We start from the raw sequence: 17,968 nt of genomic DNA on the forward strand, positions 1-17,968 counted from the left end.
AAATTAAATTGTTAAGGTTAGTAGTTAGTGAAAGTAAGACGTGGTTGTCTTGTTGGTTTTTTTGGTTGGGTTAATACGCTTAGAAGGCGTAAATAGCAGCGATGGTAAAGGCAGCTAATTTGTCTGAAGCTTCTCCATCATTATCGATGTAAGGCATACTGTCAGACCAAGAATCTAATCTAATTTCTGGCTTGATTATTAGGTTTTCAATAGTGTAGCTTCCAGTAAGAGTAAATGCTAAAACACTATCATCCTCTAGGTCAAATCCGTCATCGTCCATAGAGCCATCTTCGTAATATTTTCCGTAAAATTCACCTCTTAACCCGATACTAAAAGAATCGCTAGTTGCAAATTGTGGGTATAATGCTGTACCGTAAAATCCAGATCCGTCATTATTGTTATATGCAGCGTTGATTCCTAAGTAAAAAGCATCAGATAAATCGAAACCTCCGGTGTAGTCTACTTCAAATCCTAAACCACCATTGTTTCCGCTGTCGTAGTAAAAGTTAAGGTACTGACCTTTGTAGCCTAATTGAGCGCCTAAAGCGTATTCGCCATCCCAAGATGTGTCGTTAACATCCCATGGGTTTGTTACGGCTAACATTAAGCTAAAGTCGTCAGATAATGCGAAATCAGCTTTAATCCCCATATGAGAAAAAGGTCCGCTAGAGAATAAATAAGATGTACTGTAGTTAAAGTTTGCGGCAGGAGCAATTACTTCATAACCTAAGAAGGTATTCCAACGACCAAATGTTAAGGTTGTTTTGTCGCTTACACTCCAGTATACATAAGCTTGGTTTACAATACCGTCTATAATATCGCTATTAAAAGTAGCAGCGGCACCTCTTGGTCCAACTACTAAATCAAGTACTGCACCAACTTTGGCACCTTCGTAAGATACTATTAGGTTACCCATACCTAAAGCAAATCCAGATTGATCTGCAAACGCAGTTCCAAAAGCCTGGCCTTCATTGTCGGGAGCGGTTAAGTAGGTTTGGTAGTAAGTGTCGACACTTCCGCTAATGCTAAACTTAGGTTTGGCTTTCATTGTTGCGATAGTGTCTTGAGCATAAATGCTAATAGATGCAAAGATAAGGGCTAAGGTAAAGATTTTCTTCATTTTGTGTTGGTTTTGTCAGTTAATAACGTCGTAAATCTAAGTAAAAAGTATTTACACCCGAAAAAAATAGGGGGTAAGAAAGAATTTTTATGATTTAATTATTTTTACCCCTGAAAAAATAGGGGTATTGTAATTTAAAGTTGGAAATATTGAATTTTAAAAAAGAAAATGTTGATTTAAATTGAAATAAATGTTAAATTTTATGAATTAAATGCATAAAATTTAATGTTGGCTTAACAAGAGTTTTGTGTATGGGGTAAATTGTTGCGATTTTTTAGATGTTAAACGGTAATGAATTCGTAAATTACATCCCCGATTATTTATAAAAAGGAAATAAAAGTTCAAGTACACTTATAATGTCATAAAAATTTAAGGGCGATTATTATAGTATATACTATACTACTATATTAGTGCTAGCTAATAGTAGAATTTAATTAAAAATATTAAGGAATATGTTGAAGAAACAGGGGCTATATTTGCCAGAATTCGAACACGACAATTGTGGGGCAGGATTTATTTGTAGTTTAACAGGAAGTCGGTCGAATGATATAATTCATAAAGCACTAGAGATACTAGTGAAATTGGAACATAGAGGCGCAGTTAGTGCAGATGGTAAAACAGGAGATGGTGCAGGAATTTTAATAGATATACCGCATGATTTTTTTGTTAAATATTGTGATTTTGAACTGCCAGCACGTGGAGAATATGCAGTAAGTAATATGTTCTTACCTAAAAAGGATAATCAGCGTGATTTTTGCGTGGATACCTTCGAGAAATGTATTGCAGAACAAGGTTTGAAATTGTTAGGTTGGAGAAATGCTCCAGTTAACAATAAAGTAATAGGGAAAATAGCAGCAGCTAGCGAACCTTTTATTAAGCAAGTCTTTATTGGTAAAAGTCACCCAGAACAATCAGAGTTCGATTTTAATTTAAAATTGTTTGCTGCAAGAAAAATTGCAGAACATACTGTTTATAATTCAAAATTGTCTGAATCTTCATTCTTCTACTTTCCAAGTTTATCTACTAAGACCATTATATTCAAAGGATTATTAGTTCCTGAAGATATTAAAGAATATTATTTAGATTTATTAAACCCGCTATTAGATGCTAAACTAGCTTTAGTACACCAGCGTTTTTCAACAAACACATTCCCAACATGGGATTTGGCTCAGCCTTTCCGTTACATGTGTCACAATGGTGAGATTAATACTTTAAGAGGAAATGTATCTCGTATGTTTTCGCGTGAAGAAATCATGGAAAGCGAATGGTTTGGCGACGATATTAAGCGTATTGTGCCTACTATACTAAGAGGTAAGTCTGATTCTGCTTCTATGGATATGGTGGTAGAATTATTGTTGATGACAGGGCGTTCGTTACCAGAAGTAATGATGATGTTAGTGCCAGAAGCATGGGAGAAAAATGAAACCATGTCTGATGCTAAAAAAGCATTTTACGAATTTAACTCTTGTTTAATGGAGCCTTGGGATGGTCCTGCATCTATTCCGTTTACCGATGGAAGTTATATTGGAGCGGTATTAGATAGAAATGGATTACGTCCATCGCGTTATACCGTTACAAAAGATGATTTCGTAATCATGTCTTCAGAAACTGGAGTGGTAGATATAGAGCCAGAAAACATTAAATTCCACGGGCGTTTAGAGCCAGGAAAAATGTTTTTAGTTAACATGGACGAAGGTCGTATTGTTAACGATGAAGAAATAAAAGAAGAAATAGCCAACAGGCATCCTTATAGAAAATGGTTAAATGAAAATTTAATTCACTTAAAAGATATTCCATACGGTGAAGAACCTGTAACTCATGAAGAAGAAGATTTATCGGTTAGACAATCTGTTTTCGGCTATACCCAAGAAGATTTAAATACTATTATTCAGCCTATGGCGCAAGGAGGTAAAGAACCTATTGGGTCTATGGGTAGCGATACGCCGATAGCCATTTTATCTGAGCGTCCGCAACTTATTTATAACTACTTTAAGCAACTGTTTGCTCAAGTAACAAATCCACCGTTAGATGGTATTCGTGAAGAGTTAATTACAGACATAAGTTTAACATTAGGAAGTGATACTAATATTTTTGATATCAGCGAATATCACTGCCGTAAGCTAAAAATTCAGAACCCTGTAATTTCTAAACAGGATTTAGATAAGATAAAAAATCACGATAAGAGTCCAGATTACCAAGTAACATCTATATCTATTTTATACGATGTAGCAAAAGGAGTAAACGGACTTGAAAACCGATTAGAAGAAATTGTTGAAATAGCTTCAAAAGCGATAGATTCTGGAACCAATATTATTATTCTTTCAGATAGAAATGTAAATAAAGAAAAGGCTCCAATTCCTGCATTGCTTGCCTGTTCTTATATAAACCATGCCTTATACAAGCAGAGTAAGCGTTCTCAAATTAGTATCATTATAGAGTCTGCAGAACCTAGAGAAGTACATCACTTCGCCTTATTATTTGGTTATGGAGCAAGTGCAATTAACCCGTATATGGTTAACGAAATTGTAGAACAACAATTAGAAGCGCAAGATATTACTGGTTTAGATTTTGAAGACGCTATTAAAAACTACAATAAAGCCGTTGGAAAAGGAATTTTAAAGGTGATGAACAAAATTGGTATCTCAACTTTAAATTCTTACCGCGGGTCTCAACTTTTCGAATGTATTGGTATTAATACTAAAGTGGTAGAGAAGTATTTCCCTACTACGCCAACGCGTATTCAAGGAATTGGTTTACATGAAATTGAAAAGGAAATTTCTAAGCGTCATGAGCATGCGTATTCAGTACGTGAAGTAGATGCGAATTTAGATTTAGAAATTGGCGGACAATACAGATGGAGACGTAATGGAGAGAAACACTTATTTAATCCGTTAACCGTAGCTAAATTACAAGAATCTGTTCGTACAAATAAAAAGTCTACTTACAAGGAGTATGCAGAGCTTGTAAATAATCAGTCTAAAGATTTAATGACTATTCGTGGATTGTTTGAATTTACAAACTACGATCCTATTTCTATAGATGAGGTAGAACCATGGACAGAAATCGTAAAACGTTTTAAAACGGGAGCGATGTCTTACGGGTCTATTAGTAAAGAAGCACACGAGAATTTAGCTATTGCCATGAACCGTATTGGTGGGAAAAGTAATTCTGGTGAAGGAGGAGAAGATCAAGAACGTTTTTATAAGGATCCAGATGGAGACTGGAAAAACAGTGCGATTAAGCAAGTTGCTTCCGGACGTTTTGGTGTAACTTCTAATTACCTTACAAGTGCAAAAGAGATTCAAATTAAAATGGCACAAGGGGCTAAACCTGGAGAAGGTGGACAATTACCTGGGCCAAAAGTGAATCCTTCTATTGCAAAAACACGTAATTCTACACCTTATGTAGGGTTAATTTCGCCACCACCACATCACGATATTTATTCTATTGAAGATTTATCGCAATTAATTTACGATTTAAAATCGGCTAACAGAGAAGCTCGTGTTAACGTAAAATTAGTATCAGAAGTTGGTGTGGGTACCGTTGCTGCCGGGGTTGCTAAAGCTAAAGCCGATGTGATTTTAGTATCAGGTTTTGATGGAGGTACAGGAGCATCGCCATTAACATCTTTAAAACATGCAGGTTTACCATGGGAATTAGGAATTGCTGAAGCACAACAAACTTTAGTAATGAACGATTTACGTAACCGAATTGTTTTAGAATGTGACGGACAATTAAAAACAGGTCGCGATGTTGCGATTGCTTGTTTATTAGGAGCAGAAGAATTTGGTTTTGCTACAGCACCATTAGTAGCGTCAGGATGTATCATGATGCGTGTGTGTCACCTAAATACTTGTCCTGTTGGAATTGCAACTCAGAATCCAGAATTACGTAAAAAATTCAAAGGAAAACCAGAGCATGTTGTAAACTACATGTATTTTGTTGCTCAAGAATTACGCGAAATTATGGCGCAATTAGGATTTAGAACGATTAACGAAATGGTTGGACAATCTCAAAAGTTAGACCGCAATAAGGCTATAGAACATTATAAAGCTTCAGGTATCGATTTAACGCCAATATTACACAGAGTAAAAACAGAGCCTTACGTAAAATTATATAATACAGAAAAGCAAGAACATAATTTAGATGTACATTTAGACTTCGAAATTATTAATAAAGCACACCCTGCATTATTCCGTAAGGAAAAAACATATTTAGATTTTAAAATAACAAACATTGACCGTGCGGTTGGAGCTGTATTAAGTAACGAAGTTTCTAAAATTTACGGTGCTCAAGGCTTACCAGATAACACCTTAAATTTAAACTTTACAGGATCTGCGGGACAAAGTTTTGGAGCATTTGCAACCAAAGGTTTAACCATGATTGTTAATGGAAATACAAATGATTATTTAGGTAAAGGATTGTCTGGAGCTAAATTAATTATTAAGGTTCCAGAAAAAGCAACGATTGTTCCAGAAGAGAATGTTATTACAGGTAACGTAACCTTATACGGAGCAACATCTGGAGAAGTTTATATTAATGGTAAAGCAGGAGAGCGTTTCTGTGTAAGAAATTCGGGAGCTCAGGCCGTAGTTGAAGGTATCGGAGATCACGGTTGTGAGTATATGACAGGTGGTGTTGCGGTTATTCTTGGAGAAGTTGGAAGAAACTTTGGAGCAGGTATGAGTGGAGGAATTGCTTATGTTTTAGATGCGAAAAATTCATTTAGAACCAATTGTAATTCCGAAGATTTAAACTTAGATCCAGTCGTTTTAGAGGAAGATATCGTAGCTTTAAAAACGTTAATCACGAATCATTATAATGCAACTTTAAGTCCGTTAGCACAACGTATTTTAGAACAATGGGAAGAATATTTGCCGAAATTCATTAAGGTTTTACCAGAAGAATATAAGCAAGCTTTAATTAAATTAGAACAAGAAAACCTTGTAACGCAATAGATAAAATGGGAAAAATAACAGGATTTTTAGAATATAAACGTGAAGTTGAAGCATACGAGCCAGTAGAAGAGCGTATTAAAGACTATAAAGAATTTACAATTCCATTATCTGAACCTGAGATGAAAAATCAAGGGGCACGTTGTATGGATTGTGGTATTCCATTTTGCCATAGTGGTTGTCCACTAGGGAATTTAATTCCAGATTTTAACGATAAAGTATATAAAGGAAAGTGGAAAGAAGCTGCGGCAATTTTACACTCTACAAACAATTTTCCGGAGTTTACAGGAAGACTTTGTCCTGCACCTTGCGAAGAAGCTTGTGTGTTAGGAATTAACGAAGACCCTGTAACCATTGAGAATATTGAAAAACAAATTGTAGAAACAGCCTTTAAAGAAGGTTGGGTAGTGGCGCACCCGCCAAAACATCGTACAGGTAAAACAGTTGCGGTTATTGGTGGTGGACCATCAGGTTTAGCTGCTGCACAACAATTAAACCGTGCAGGACACTTAGTGACTTTATTTGAGAGAGATGATAAAGTTGGAGGGTTATTACGTTACGGTATTCCAGATTTTAAATTAGAAAAAGAAATCATAGATCGTCGTATTGAAGTGTTAGAAGAGGAAGGTATTACATTTAAAACCAATGCTCATGTTGGTGTAAATGTAGATGCCGAACAACTTAAAAAAGACTTCGATGCAGTGGTGTTATGTGGTGGTGCAACGGTAAGACGTGGTATGCCAATTCCTGGAGCTGAATTAAATGGTGTTGTTCAGGCAATGGATTTCTTAAAACAAAATAACAAACGCGTAAGTGGACAAAAAGAATTTGAAAATGAAATTCTTGCTACTGGTAAAAACGTTATTGTTATTGGTGGGGGAGATACTGGATCTGACTGTATAGGAACTTCTAATCGTCACGGCGCAAAATCGGTAACAAATTTTGAAATTTTAGATAAACCTTCAGAAGGCCGTCCAGCACATCAACCTTGGCCATATTGGCCAATGAAATTGCGAACTAGTACGTCTCATAAAGAGGGTGTAGAACGTTTTTTCAGTATTTCAACTAAAGAATTTTTAGGCGATGAAAAAGGTAATCTTAAAGGTTTAGTAACTGCTGAAGTAGAATGGATTTTTAAGCCAGGCGAGCGTCCGCAATTAAAGGAGCTTCCAGGTACCGAGAAAACGTGGGATTGCGAATTAGCATTGTTAGCTTTAGGATTTACAGGGTCTGAAAAAACAATTGCCGATCAGCTTGGTCTAGAAATGGATTTTAGAACGAATATTAAAGCAGATACAAACGATTATATGTCTAATGTGCCAGGTGTTTTTGTAGCCGGAGATATGCGTCGTGGACAGTCGTTAATTGTTTGGGCAATTTCAGAAGGTAGACAAGCCGCCTACCATGTAGATAAATACTTAATGGGAGAATCTAACTTACCTTTAAAAACAGGTATAGATTTGCCAAGAGTGTAATTAATAATAAACACGTTAAAAAAATATATTTTTTATAGGTTGTTAATCTAAAAATTAAGATATTTGAAACTCGAATGAAAAATATACTAGTAAATATAATTTCTATTAGTGTCGTTGTGATTAGGTTGCAAGGATAAAGGAAGTGTATTTATTATAAAATTAAATAAAATTATAAAGCCTTCCTTTTTGGAAGGCTTTTTTTTATTGAAAATACGGTACCCAATCGAGATGGACTGTGTTTTGTTTTATGGTTTGATGATGAATGTGGTAATGTGTTTTAAGATCGGATTTTGTGTTTAGTTGATGAAACTAGAAAAATGGCGATTTTTTTATCATAAAATGAAGAAATTGAACATCATATATATTAGGGTTTAAAACTCTGTTAATCAGTGTTTTAAATATGTATTATTAAGACTGAGTTTAGTCTATATGGATAGGATTAAAACTGTTAAAAAACAACAAAAAATTAATTTAGAGCTCTCAAAGGAAATAGAATTAGAGCAAAAGCTTTTAAAAACATATGAAAAACTTAAAAAAGTATAGCCACGCTGTCACACAAGACCCTTCATTACCTGCGGCGCAAGCTATGTTGCATGCTATTGGGTTAACAGATGAAGATTTACAAAAACCATTTATCGGGATTGCAAGTACAGGTTACGAGGGAAACCCTTGTAATATGCACCTTAATGACTTAGCGACACATGTTAAAAAAGGAACGGAAAATGCAGATTTAGTAGGATTGATTTTTAACACGATTGGTATTAGCGACGGAATTTCTAACGGAACACCAGGTATGCGTTATTCGTTAGTTTCTAGAGATATTATTGCAGATTCTGTTGAAACGGTTGTAGAAGGAATGAGTTATGACGGGTTGGTAACTGTTGTGGGTTGCGATAAAAATATGCCAGGTGCTCTAATGGGGATGTTACGTTTAAACAGACCTTCTGTTTTGGTGTATGGAGGTACTATTGCTTCTGGCTGCCATAACGGAAAAAAACTAGATATTATTTCTGCTTTTGAAGCTTATGGCCAAAAAGTAGCAGGAACTATCGATGATTCAGAATTTAAAGAAGTTGTTCATAAAGCTTGTCCGGGAGCCGGTGCTTGTGGTGGAATGTATACAGCAAACACGATGGCTTCTGCTATTGAGGCTTTGGGTATGTCGTTACCATTTAACTCGTCTAATCCTGCTGTTGGACACGATAATTTAAAAGAAAAAGAATGTGTAAAAGCGGGAGAAGCTTTACGCATGTTATTAGAAAAAGATATTAAACCTTCAGATATTGTAACTAAAAAATCTTTAGAGAATGCTTTCAGATTAGTTACAGTTTTAGGGGGATCTACAAATGCCGTGCTTCACTTTTTAGCCATTGCAAAAGCGGCGAAAGTTGAGTTTACCTTACAAGATTTTAAAAGAATAAGCGATTCAACACCATTGTTAGCCGACTTAAAACCAAGTGGTAAATATTCTATGGAAGATTTACATGGCGTAGGAGGTATTCCAGGTGTTTTAAAATACATGTTAGAAAACGATATGCTTCATGGCGACTGTTTAACTGTAACAGGAAAAACGATTGCCGAAAACTTAAAAGATGTTCCTAATTTAATTGAAGGGCAAGATATTCTTAAGCCTTTAAATGAACCTATAAAAGAATCTGGACATATCAGAATTTTATTCGGAAACTTAGCTACAGAAGGTGCTGTTGCAAAAATTACAGGAAAAGAAGGTCTGTCGTTTAAAGGAACAGCGAATGTGTTTAACAGTGAAACAGAGGTTAACGAAGGAATTAAAAATGGTAAAGTAAAGAAAGGCGATGTTATTATAATCCGTTACGAAGGACCAAAAGGAGCTCCAGGAATGCCAGAAATGCTTAAGCCAACGTCTTCTATAATGGGTGCAGGTTTAGGTAAAGATGTAGCACTTATTACAGATGGTCGTTTCTCTGGTGGATCGCATGGTTTTGTGGTAGGTCACGTGGCGCCAGAAGCCCAAGATGGAGGGAATATTGCTTTAGTTGAAAATGGTGATATTATTTTTATCGATGCCGAAAACAATACCATTGATATTGAAATTTCAGAAGAATTATTAGCAGAAAGAAGAGCTAAATGGGTCGCGCCAAAATTAAAAGCTGAGCGTGGCGTTTTATATAAATATGCGAAAACAGTATCGTCTGCATCTAAAGGATGTGTGACTGATGAATTTTAATTTTTTACTATGACTACAGAAACAGTAAAAGCAACACAGACCGCTACAGAAAAAACAGTGCGTATTTCTGGGAGTGAGGCTATCATAAAATGTATGTTAGCTGAAGGCGTTGAAATTCTTTACGGATACCCGGGAGGAGCGATCATGCCAGTTTATGATGAACTTTATAAATATAGAGATCAAATTCATCATGTCTTAACACGTCATGAACAAGGTGCAGCACATGCAGCACAAGGTTATGCACGTATTTCTGGTAAAGTAGGGGTCGCCATGGCAACGTCTGGTCCAGGAGCAACCAACTTAATTACTGGTATTGCAGATGCTCAAATAGACTCTACACCTTTGGTTTGTATTACAGGTCAGGTAGCGTCTCATTTATTGGGTAGCGATGCATTTCAAGAAACAGATATCGTTGGTATTTCTACTCCGGTAACCAAGTGGAATGTGCAAATTACTAAGGCTGCAGATATTCCAGAAGTTATGGCTAAAGCATTTTATATTGCTAGAAGCGGCCGGCCAGGACCTGTTTTAGTAGATATAACTAAAGATGCACAGTTTGAAGAATTCGACTTTAAATACGAAAAATGCAAGTCTGTACGTAGTTATAAATCGGTTTGTAAAACCAATCCGGAAAGTGTAAAAAAAGCAGCAGATTTAATAAATAGTGCCAAGAAACCAATGATTGTTTGGGGACAGGGAATTATTTTAGGAAAAGCAGAAGCTGAGTTAAAAGCTGTAATAGAGAAAGCGGGAATTCCTTCGGCATGGACTATTTTAGGTGCTTCGGCTTTACCAACTAGTCATCCTTTAAATATAGGAATGGTTGGTATGCATGGTAACTATGCTCCAAATATGCTAACAAACGAATGCGATGTGTTAATCGCTATCGGAATGCGATTTGATGATCGTGTAACTGGAAACCTGGCAACTTATGCCAAGCAAGCTAAAGTGGTACATTTTGAAATTGATCCGGCAGAGATTGACAAAAATGTGAAAACTGATGTAGCCGTTTTAGGAGATGCGAAGGCAAGTTTAACAGCTTTACTACCGTTGTTGAATGAAACAACACATACAGAGTGGCATAATAAATTTAAAGAATTATACGCTGTTGAATACGAGAAAGTAATAAAAGACGATTTACATCCTACCAAAGAAGGGTTAACCATGGGGGAAGTAATTAATCAAATTAATGAACAATCTAAAGGGGATGCCGCTATCGTTTCAGACGTTGGTCAGCATCAAATGATAGCTTGTCGTTATGCTAAATTCAATAAAACAAAAAGTAATATTACATCTGGAGGTTTAGGAACCATGGGGTTTGCTCTTCCTGCTGCAATTGGAGCAAAAATGGCGGCGCCAGATCGCGATGTTGTAGCCATAATAGGAGATGGAGGTTACCAAATGAATATTCAAGAATTAGGTACCATTTTTCAACAAAAAGTACCCGTTAAAATCGTGGTGTTAAATAACGAATTCTTAGGTATGGTACGTCAATGGCAACAATTGTTTTTCGATAAACGTTATGCGTCTACCGAGATGACAAATCCAGATTTCGTAGCCATCGCCAAAGGATATTATATAGATGCAAAACGTGTTTCTAAACGCGAAGAATTGGCAGATGCTGTTGCAGAAATGATGGCTTGCGAGGGCGCTTATTTCTTGGAAGTTTGTGTAGAAAAAGAAGATAATGTTTTTCCAATGATACCAACAGGAGCATCAGTTTCAGATATTAGATTAAGTTAATTATGGAAAATATAAACACATATACCATCTCGATTTACACCGAGAATAATATTGGTCTTCTAAATAGAATTTCAGCAATTTTTCAGAGAAGACATATAAATATTGAAAGCTTAAATACATCAATTTCAGAAATTGAAGGCGTATCTAGATTTACCATAGTAGTAAATCTTGAAGAAGATCGTATCAAGAAAATTGTGGGTCAGATAGAAAAGCAAGTAGAAGTTATCAAAGCATATTATCATACAGACGAAGAAACTATTTATCAAGAGTCTTGTATGTTTAAATTAAAATCTGATTTGTTGTTCGAAGAGCGCGAAATTCAGAATATTATAAAAGACAGCAATGCGAGAATTGTAACTGTTAATAAAGAGTTTTTTGTTTTAGAAAAATCTGGAAGAAGAAACGAAATAGAGCAATTATATCGCGATTTTAGTGCCTATGGCATTATGCAGTTTGTGCGTTCAGGACGCATAGCAGTTACAAAAGATGAAATGAAAATATCACAAATGCTAGCAGCATTTAATTAATTTAAAAAAAATGGCAAATTATTTTAACACCTTATCATTAAGAAATCAATTAGAGCAATTATCACAATGTCGTTTTATGACATCTTCAGAATTTGAAGATGGTGTAAATGCATTAAAAGGAAAAAAGATTGTTATTGTAGGATGTGGGGCACAAGGACTGAACCAAGGATTAAACATGAGAGATTCTGGTTTAGATATCTCTTATGCATTACGCGAAGAAGCAATTAAAGAAAAACGTGCATCTTATGTAAATGCTACAGAAAATAATTTTACTGTAGGTACTTACGAAGAATTAATTCCTACAGCAGATGTTGTTTTAAACTTAACTCCAGATAAGCAACATACAAGTGTTGTAAATGCTGTGATGCCTTTAATGAAAAAAGGTGCAACTTTATCGTACTCTCACGGGTTTAATATTGTTGAAGAAGGAACTCAAGTACGTAAAGATTTAACGGTAATTATGGTGGCTCCAAAGTCTCCAGGATCTGAAGTACGTGAAGAATATAAGCGTGGTTTTGGTGTGCCAACATTAATCGCTGTACACCCAGAAAACGATCCAGAAGGAAAAGGTTTAGCACAAGCTAAAGCTTATGCCGTTGCAACAGGTGGAGACAGAGCAGGAGTATTGCAGTCGTCTTTCGTTGCCGAGGTTAAAAGTGATTTAATGGGTGAGCAAACTATTTTATGTGGTGCTTTACAAACAGGATCTATTTTATGTTTCGATAAAATGGTCGAAGAAGGTATCGATCCAGCTTATGCTGCTAAATTAATTCAGTACGGTTGGGAAACTGTTACCGAAGCTTTAAAACATGGTGGTATTACAACTATGATGGATCGTTTATCGAATCCAGCAAAAATTAAAGCGTATAAATTATCAGAAGAATTAAAAGATATTATGCGTCCGCTTTTCGAAAAGCATATGGATGATATTATCTCTGGTCACTTCTCTAAAACCATGATGGAAGATTGGGCTAACGACGATGTTAATTTATTAACGTGGAGAGAAGCTACAGGAGAAACAGCTTTCGAAAAAACAAAATTAACTTCAGATAAAATTTCTGAACAAGAATACTTTGATAATGGTGTCCTTATGGTTGCTATTGTGAAGTCGGGAGTAGAATTAGCATTCGAAACTATGGTAAGTGCAGGTATTGTTGCTGAGTCTGCTTACTACGAGTCGCTTCACGAATTACCATTAATTGCAAACACGATTGCTAGAAAGAAACTTTACGAAATGAACCGCGTAATTTCTGATACAGCTGAATACGGTTGTTATTTATTCGATCATGCAGCGAAACCTTTATTAGAAGATTTCATGAAGACTATTAAAACCGATGTTATTGGTAAGCCATATGCTACGTCTAACGAGGTAGATAATATTGAATTAATTGCAGTGAATGATGCCATAAGAAATCATCCTATTGAAGCTATTGGTAAAACACTAAGAACAGCCATGACTGCAATGAAAACAATAAAAACTGAAGTTGAAGAAGACGCTTCAGTGTTAGCTTAATATATCTTATGCAAACAGAAAACAAAACATATTTTCCAAGTTTAAAAGCAGTACAAGCAGCAGCCGAACGTTTAAAGTCGGTTGCTGTTTCTACGCCTTTAACGCAAAACCTACAATACTCCAAACGTTTCAATGCCAATATTTTATTTAAGCGTGAAGATTTACAATTAGTACGCTCTTATAAAATTCGTGGTGCTTATAATAGGATTTCCTCTTTAACGCCCACCCAAATGGAACACGGAATTGTATGTGCAAGTGCAGGAAATCATGCCCAAGGTGTGGCATTATCGTGTAAATTATTAAAAATAAAAGGTACTATTTTTATGCCTTCACCAACACCAAATCAAAAAATTGAACAGGTAAAAATGTTTGGTGAAAATTACACGGATATTGTTTTGGTTGGCGACACTTACGACGATGCTTATCATGCAGCCATGTTAGAATGTGAGCGCCTTAATAAAACGTTTATTCACCCGTTTAACGATAAGGAAGTTATAGAGGGGCAAGCTACAATCGGACTAGAAATACTAAGCCAGATTGATGCGCCTTTAGATTACGTTTTTGTCCCAGTGGGTGGTGGGGGATTAGCTTCGGGCTTATCTACCGTATTTAAACAATTATCTCCAGATACTAAAATTATTGGTGTAGAGCCATTAGGTGCGCCTTCCATGCAAACGTCTTTAAAAAACGGTTGTAATACGGAGTTAACATCTATAGAAAATTTTGTAGACGGAGCTGCTGTTAAAAAAGTAGGAGATCGAACTTTTGCTATTTGTCAGCAGAATTTAAGTGATATGATTACCGTGCCTGAAGGGAAAATCTGCGAAACCATATTAGAGCTTTACAATAAAGATGCTGTAGTTGTCGAACCAGCGGGAGCCTTAAGTGTAGCGGCATTAGATTTTTATGCCGAAGAAATTAAGGGTAAAAATGTAGTATGTGTTATTAGCGGAAGCAATAATGATATTACAAGAACTGCCGAAATTAAAGAACGCGCCCTCTTGTACTCTAATTTAAAGCACTATTTTATAGTGAAGTTTCCGCAACGTGCCGGGGCTTTAAAAGAGTTTGTAGCCGAAATTTTAGGTCCGAATGATGATATCACATATTTTCAATATACAAAGAAAACGAATCGTGAAAACGGTTCTGCAGTGGTAGGAATCGAATTAAAATCTTCTGCCGACTTAGCGCCTTTAATGAAAAAAATGAAGTCGAGAAATTTCTTTGGCGATTATTTAAATGATAAACCCGATCTGTTTCAGTTTTTAGTATAATCTTAACTTATAGTTAAAACGCGAATAGTGATTTAATTGGTACTTTTAAAGAATCGAACGTAAAATTCATTTCATATGCACACATCTTTTTTAGAGATTCCAGAGCAATATAAAATTACACAAGAAATCAATCAAAATACATATTTGGTAGGCGGTACATTAAAAACATGGACTGGCGAAACAGCAAATGTGTATTCTTCTATTTCTTCTACTCCAGACTATAAACCAACCTTACTTGGTAAAATTCCACAATTAGGAAAAGACGAAGCTTTAGAGGCTCTACATGCAGCCTGCGAAGCTTATGGAAAAGGGCAAGGTGAATGGCCAAGAATGAAAGTTATAGATCGCGTCGCTTGCATGGAAAAGTTTGTTGAACAAATGAAAACCAAGCGGGATGAGGTTGTAAAATTATTGATGTGGGAAATTGGTAAAAGTTTACCAGATTCTGAAAAGGAATTCGATAGAACTGTAGATTATATCTACGATACTATTGAAGAATATAAGCAACTAGATCGCGATTCTGCAAAGTTTGAAAAACACGATGGTGTTTATGCTCATATTAGACGAGGATCGCTAGGTGTGGTATTGTGTTTAGGGCCTTACAACTATCCGTTAAACGAAACTTTTGCACTGTTAATTCCTGCTATAATTATGGGGAATACAGTTATTTTTAAACCTGCTAAACACGGGGTGTTATTAATGACGCCATTATTAGAAGCTTTTCAAAATAGTTTTCCGGCAGGTGTTGTAAATATTATCTATGGTCGCGGCCGTGTGGTGGCAACGCCTATCATGGAAGCAGGCCGTGTAGATGTTTTGGCCTTAATAGGAAATAGTACGTCTGCAAATGCGCTTCAAGATAGTCACCCAAGACAAAATAGGTTGCGTTTAGTTTTAGGTTTGGAGGCTAAAAATCCGGCGATTGTTTTACCAGATGCCGATTTAGATTTAACGATAGATGAGTGTATTGCAGGAACTTTATCTTTTAACGGACAACGTTGTACCGCTTTAAAAGTGTTATATGTCCACGAAAATATTGTTGATGAATTTAATAAACGTTTTTCTGCAAGAGTAGACGCCCTGCAATTTGGAAATCCGTGGGATAAAGGAGCAAAATTAACCCCACTTCCAGAACCTGGAAAACCAGACTATATTCAAGGTTTAATTGATGATGCTTTAGACCAAGGTGCTTCAATTTTAAACGAAAAGGGAGGGAAAACAACAGAAAATTATATTTTTCCAGCCGTGCTGTATCCCGTGAATAAAGATATGCGTGTATTTAAAGAAGAGCAATTTGGTCCGGTAATTCCAGTGTTGTCATTTTCAGATATCCAAGAACCATTAAGCGATATGGCCGATTCTAACTACGGTCAGCAGGTTAGTATTTTTGGTCAGAATGTAAAAACATTAGCACCATTAATAGATACTTTAGTTAACTTGGTGTGTCGTGTAAACTTAAATAGTTCGTGCCAGCGTGGACCAGATGTGTATCCATTTACAGGAAGAAAAGATTCTGCCGTTGGTACATTAAGTGTTCATGATGCCTTAAGATCATTTTCTATCAGAACGTTTGTGGCTTCAAAAGATAATACATACAACAATGCAATTTTAAATGAATTATTAGATACCAAAACATCTAATTTTATAAGTACAGATTATATTTTATAATATAATTCCTCTGTATTAATTTAGTACATTTTTAATCTTATTATATATTTTAAAACAGCTTCATTCTATAAACCTTAGAAAAGAAGCTGTTTTTATTTTAATGTTTTGGAGGGTTTTAAAAAGACACCTTTATTGTGAGTTATCTATCTAACTAAATTCAGTAAAACAACCTTAGAAAATTCCTATAATTTTTCAGAGGATTAGTATCGTGTTAAAGATTATGCATTCGAATTAAGAGAATCGTAATATATTGATAATTTTTTCTGAAAAAAGATGCAAACCTAGGTGCCGTTAGTAGATACTTTAGTAAATTTGGTTTCTTGTGTTTTAAGGAAACATTACGATGTGTAAGTTGGTCATGTAAAGTGATCTATGACAGATTTGATTTGAAAGAAGAAAAGCAATTTAGAGGCGAAAATAGGTATGTAATCTATTCGTCTTTTTTGTTGGCTATCGGCTATCAAAACAAAGATTTGGCATTGAAAAGTTAAATAATTAACACGCAAGACAAAATTGTAAAAAAGGTTAAAAAGTTTATTGATATATTGAATTAATTTGTACATTTGATTTATGATTCTTACAAAAAATAATATACGCCCATCTAGTCCCGCAAATGCATTGCGCCGACGCCGCAGTGCACACTAATCTACTAGAGTTGTTCACCTGATTTACGTATTTATTTTTTTTATATTTTGATTACATCACAATTTACATTTTACACACAGAATTTAGTTATTTTAAATAGTAACCATTTTATGTTACGCCCTATTTTATTTCGCCGCCCGTAGGGGTGTGTTTTAATTTAGGAACTTTTTAGGTGTGTCCAGTTCTTCTATCAAATAAAAATTCTTTTAACTTTTTTAATTTTTAAAATCAAAACAATGGAAATTGTTATTGCTAACAAATCGCATAGTAAATATGCCGAAATTATTTGCGAAACTATTGCAGAATCTGCTCGTGTAAGAGGTACTGGAATTGCAAAGCGAACTCCCGAATATATCATAACCAAAATGGAAAATGGCAATGCTGTTATTGCTACCGAAAACGGTGTGTTTGCTGGTTTTGTATATATCGAAGCATGGGGACATGGTAAATTTGTTGCCAACTCTGGTTTAATTGTGCACCCAGATTTTAGAAATAGAGGGTTAGCTAAAGAAATTAAACATAAAGTTTTTGAGCATTCGAGAGCCAAATTCCCGAACTCTAAAATATTCAGTATAACAACCGGTCTTGCGGTTATGAAAATGAATACCGATTTAGGTTATAAACCGGTTACATTTTCAGAATTAACAGACGATCAAACCTTTTGGGATGGCTGTCAGACGTGTAAAAACTACGACGTGCTTCAACGTACCGAACAAAAAATGTGTTTGTGTACAGGGATGCTTTACGATCCAGATAAGCAACCACCAAAAGATCAAAAAGAAATAAAATCTAAAGTTTTTAATCGATTAAAAAGTATTAAAGAACATTTGTTTTTAAAAAAG

General features: G+C 35.4%; 9 protein-coding genes and 1 pseudogene. 9 read left to right on the forward strand and 1 reads right to left on the reverse strand.

The window, feature by feature from the left end; translation table 11 throughout:
• Positions 1-79: 79 nt before the first annotated feature.
• Entirely contained in the window at positions 80-1,120 is a 1,041-nt protein-coding gene (locus A9D35_RS13630; RefSeq protein ID WP_066223892.1) for an outer membrane beta-barrel protein, read from the reverse strand.
• Between the two features lie 452 nt (positions 1,121-1,572).
• Here A9D35_RS13630 and gltB point away from each other — a divergent pair, with 452 nt between their 5' ends.
• From gltB to A9D35_RS18945, 9 genes and pseudogenes are all read left to right on the forward strand, one after another.
• The gene (gene gltB / locus A9D35_RS13635) at positions 1,573-6,078 is read left to right on the forward strand and encodes a glutamate synthase large subunit (protein ID WP_066223895.1); all 4,506 of its coding nucleotides are present in this window, start codon (positions 1,573-1,575) and stop codon (positions 6,076-6,078) included.
• A gap of 5 nt (positions 6,079-6,083) precedes the next feature.
• Complete coding sequence (locus tag A9D35_RS13640; protein ID WP_066223897.1) at positions 6,084-7,550, forward strand: glutamate synthase subunit beta; 1,467 nt, start codon at positions 6,084-6,086, stop codon at positions 7,548-7,550.
• A gap of 520 nt (positions 7,551-8,070) precedes the next feature.
• Positions 8,071-9,756, forward strand: coding sequence for a dihydroxy-acid dehydratase (ilvD, locus tag A9D35_RS13645; RefSeq protein WP_066223899.1), 1,686 nt, complete (start codon positions 8,071-8,073; stop codon positions 9,754-9,756).
• A 9-nt stretch (positions 9,757-9,765) separates the two neighbouring features.
• Entirely contained in the window at positions 9,766-11,499 is a 1,734-nt protein-coding gene (ilvB, locus tag A9D35_RS13650; protein WP_066223901.1) for a biosynthetic-type acetolactate synthase large subunit, read from the forward strand.
• A gap of 2 nt (positions 11,500-11,501) precedes the next feature.
• On the forward strand, positions 11,502-12,026 hold the full coding sequence (gene ilvN / locus A9D35_RS13655) for an acetolactate synthase small subunit (RefSeq protein ID WP_066223903.1): 525 nt from the start codon (positions 11,502-11,504) through the stop codon (positions 12,024-12,026).
• Positions 12,027-12,036: 10 nt separating this feature from the next.
• Positions 12,037-13,539 carry a ketol-acid reductoisomerase gene (gene ilvC / locus A9D35_RS13660; RefSeq protein WP_066223904.1) on the forward strand — a complete coding sequence of 501 codons (1,503 nt, stop codon included), beginning with the start codon at positions 12,037-12,039 and terminating at the stop codon, positions 13,537-13,539.
• A gap of 8 nt (positions 13,540-13,547) precedes the next feature.
• On the forward strand, positions 13,548-14,813 hold the full coding sequence (gene ilvA, locus A9D35_RS13665; RefSeq protein WP_066223906.1) for a threonine ammonia-lyase IlvA: 1,266 nt from the start codon (positions 13,548-13,550) through the stop codon (positions 14,811-14,813).
• Between the two features lie 75 nt (positions 14,814-14,888).
• Entirely contained in the window at positions 14,889-16,481 is a 1,593-nt protein-coding gene (locus A9D35_RS13670) for an NADP-dependent glyceraldehyde-3-phosphate dehydrogenase (RefSeq protein WP_066223908.1), read from the forward strand.
• Positions 16,482-17,362: 881 nt separating this feature from the next.
• Positions 17,363-17,968, forward strand: a pseudogene (locus A9D35_RS18945) (GNAT family N-acetyltransferase); the annotation flags it as partial.

The organism is Formosa haliotis (assembly GCF_001685485.1).
GTDB lineage: Bacteria > Bacteroidota > Bacteroidia > Flavobacteriales > Flavobacteriaceae > Formosa > Formosa haliotis.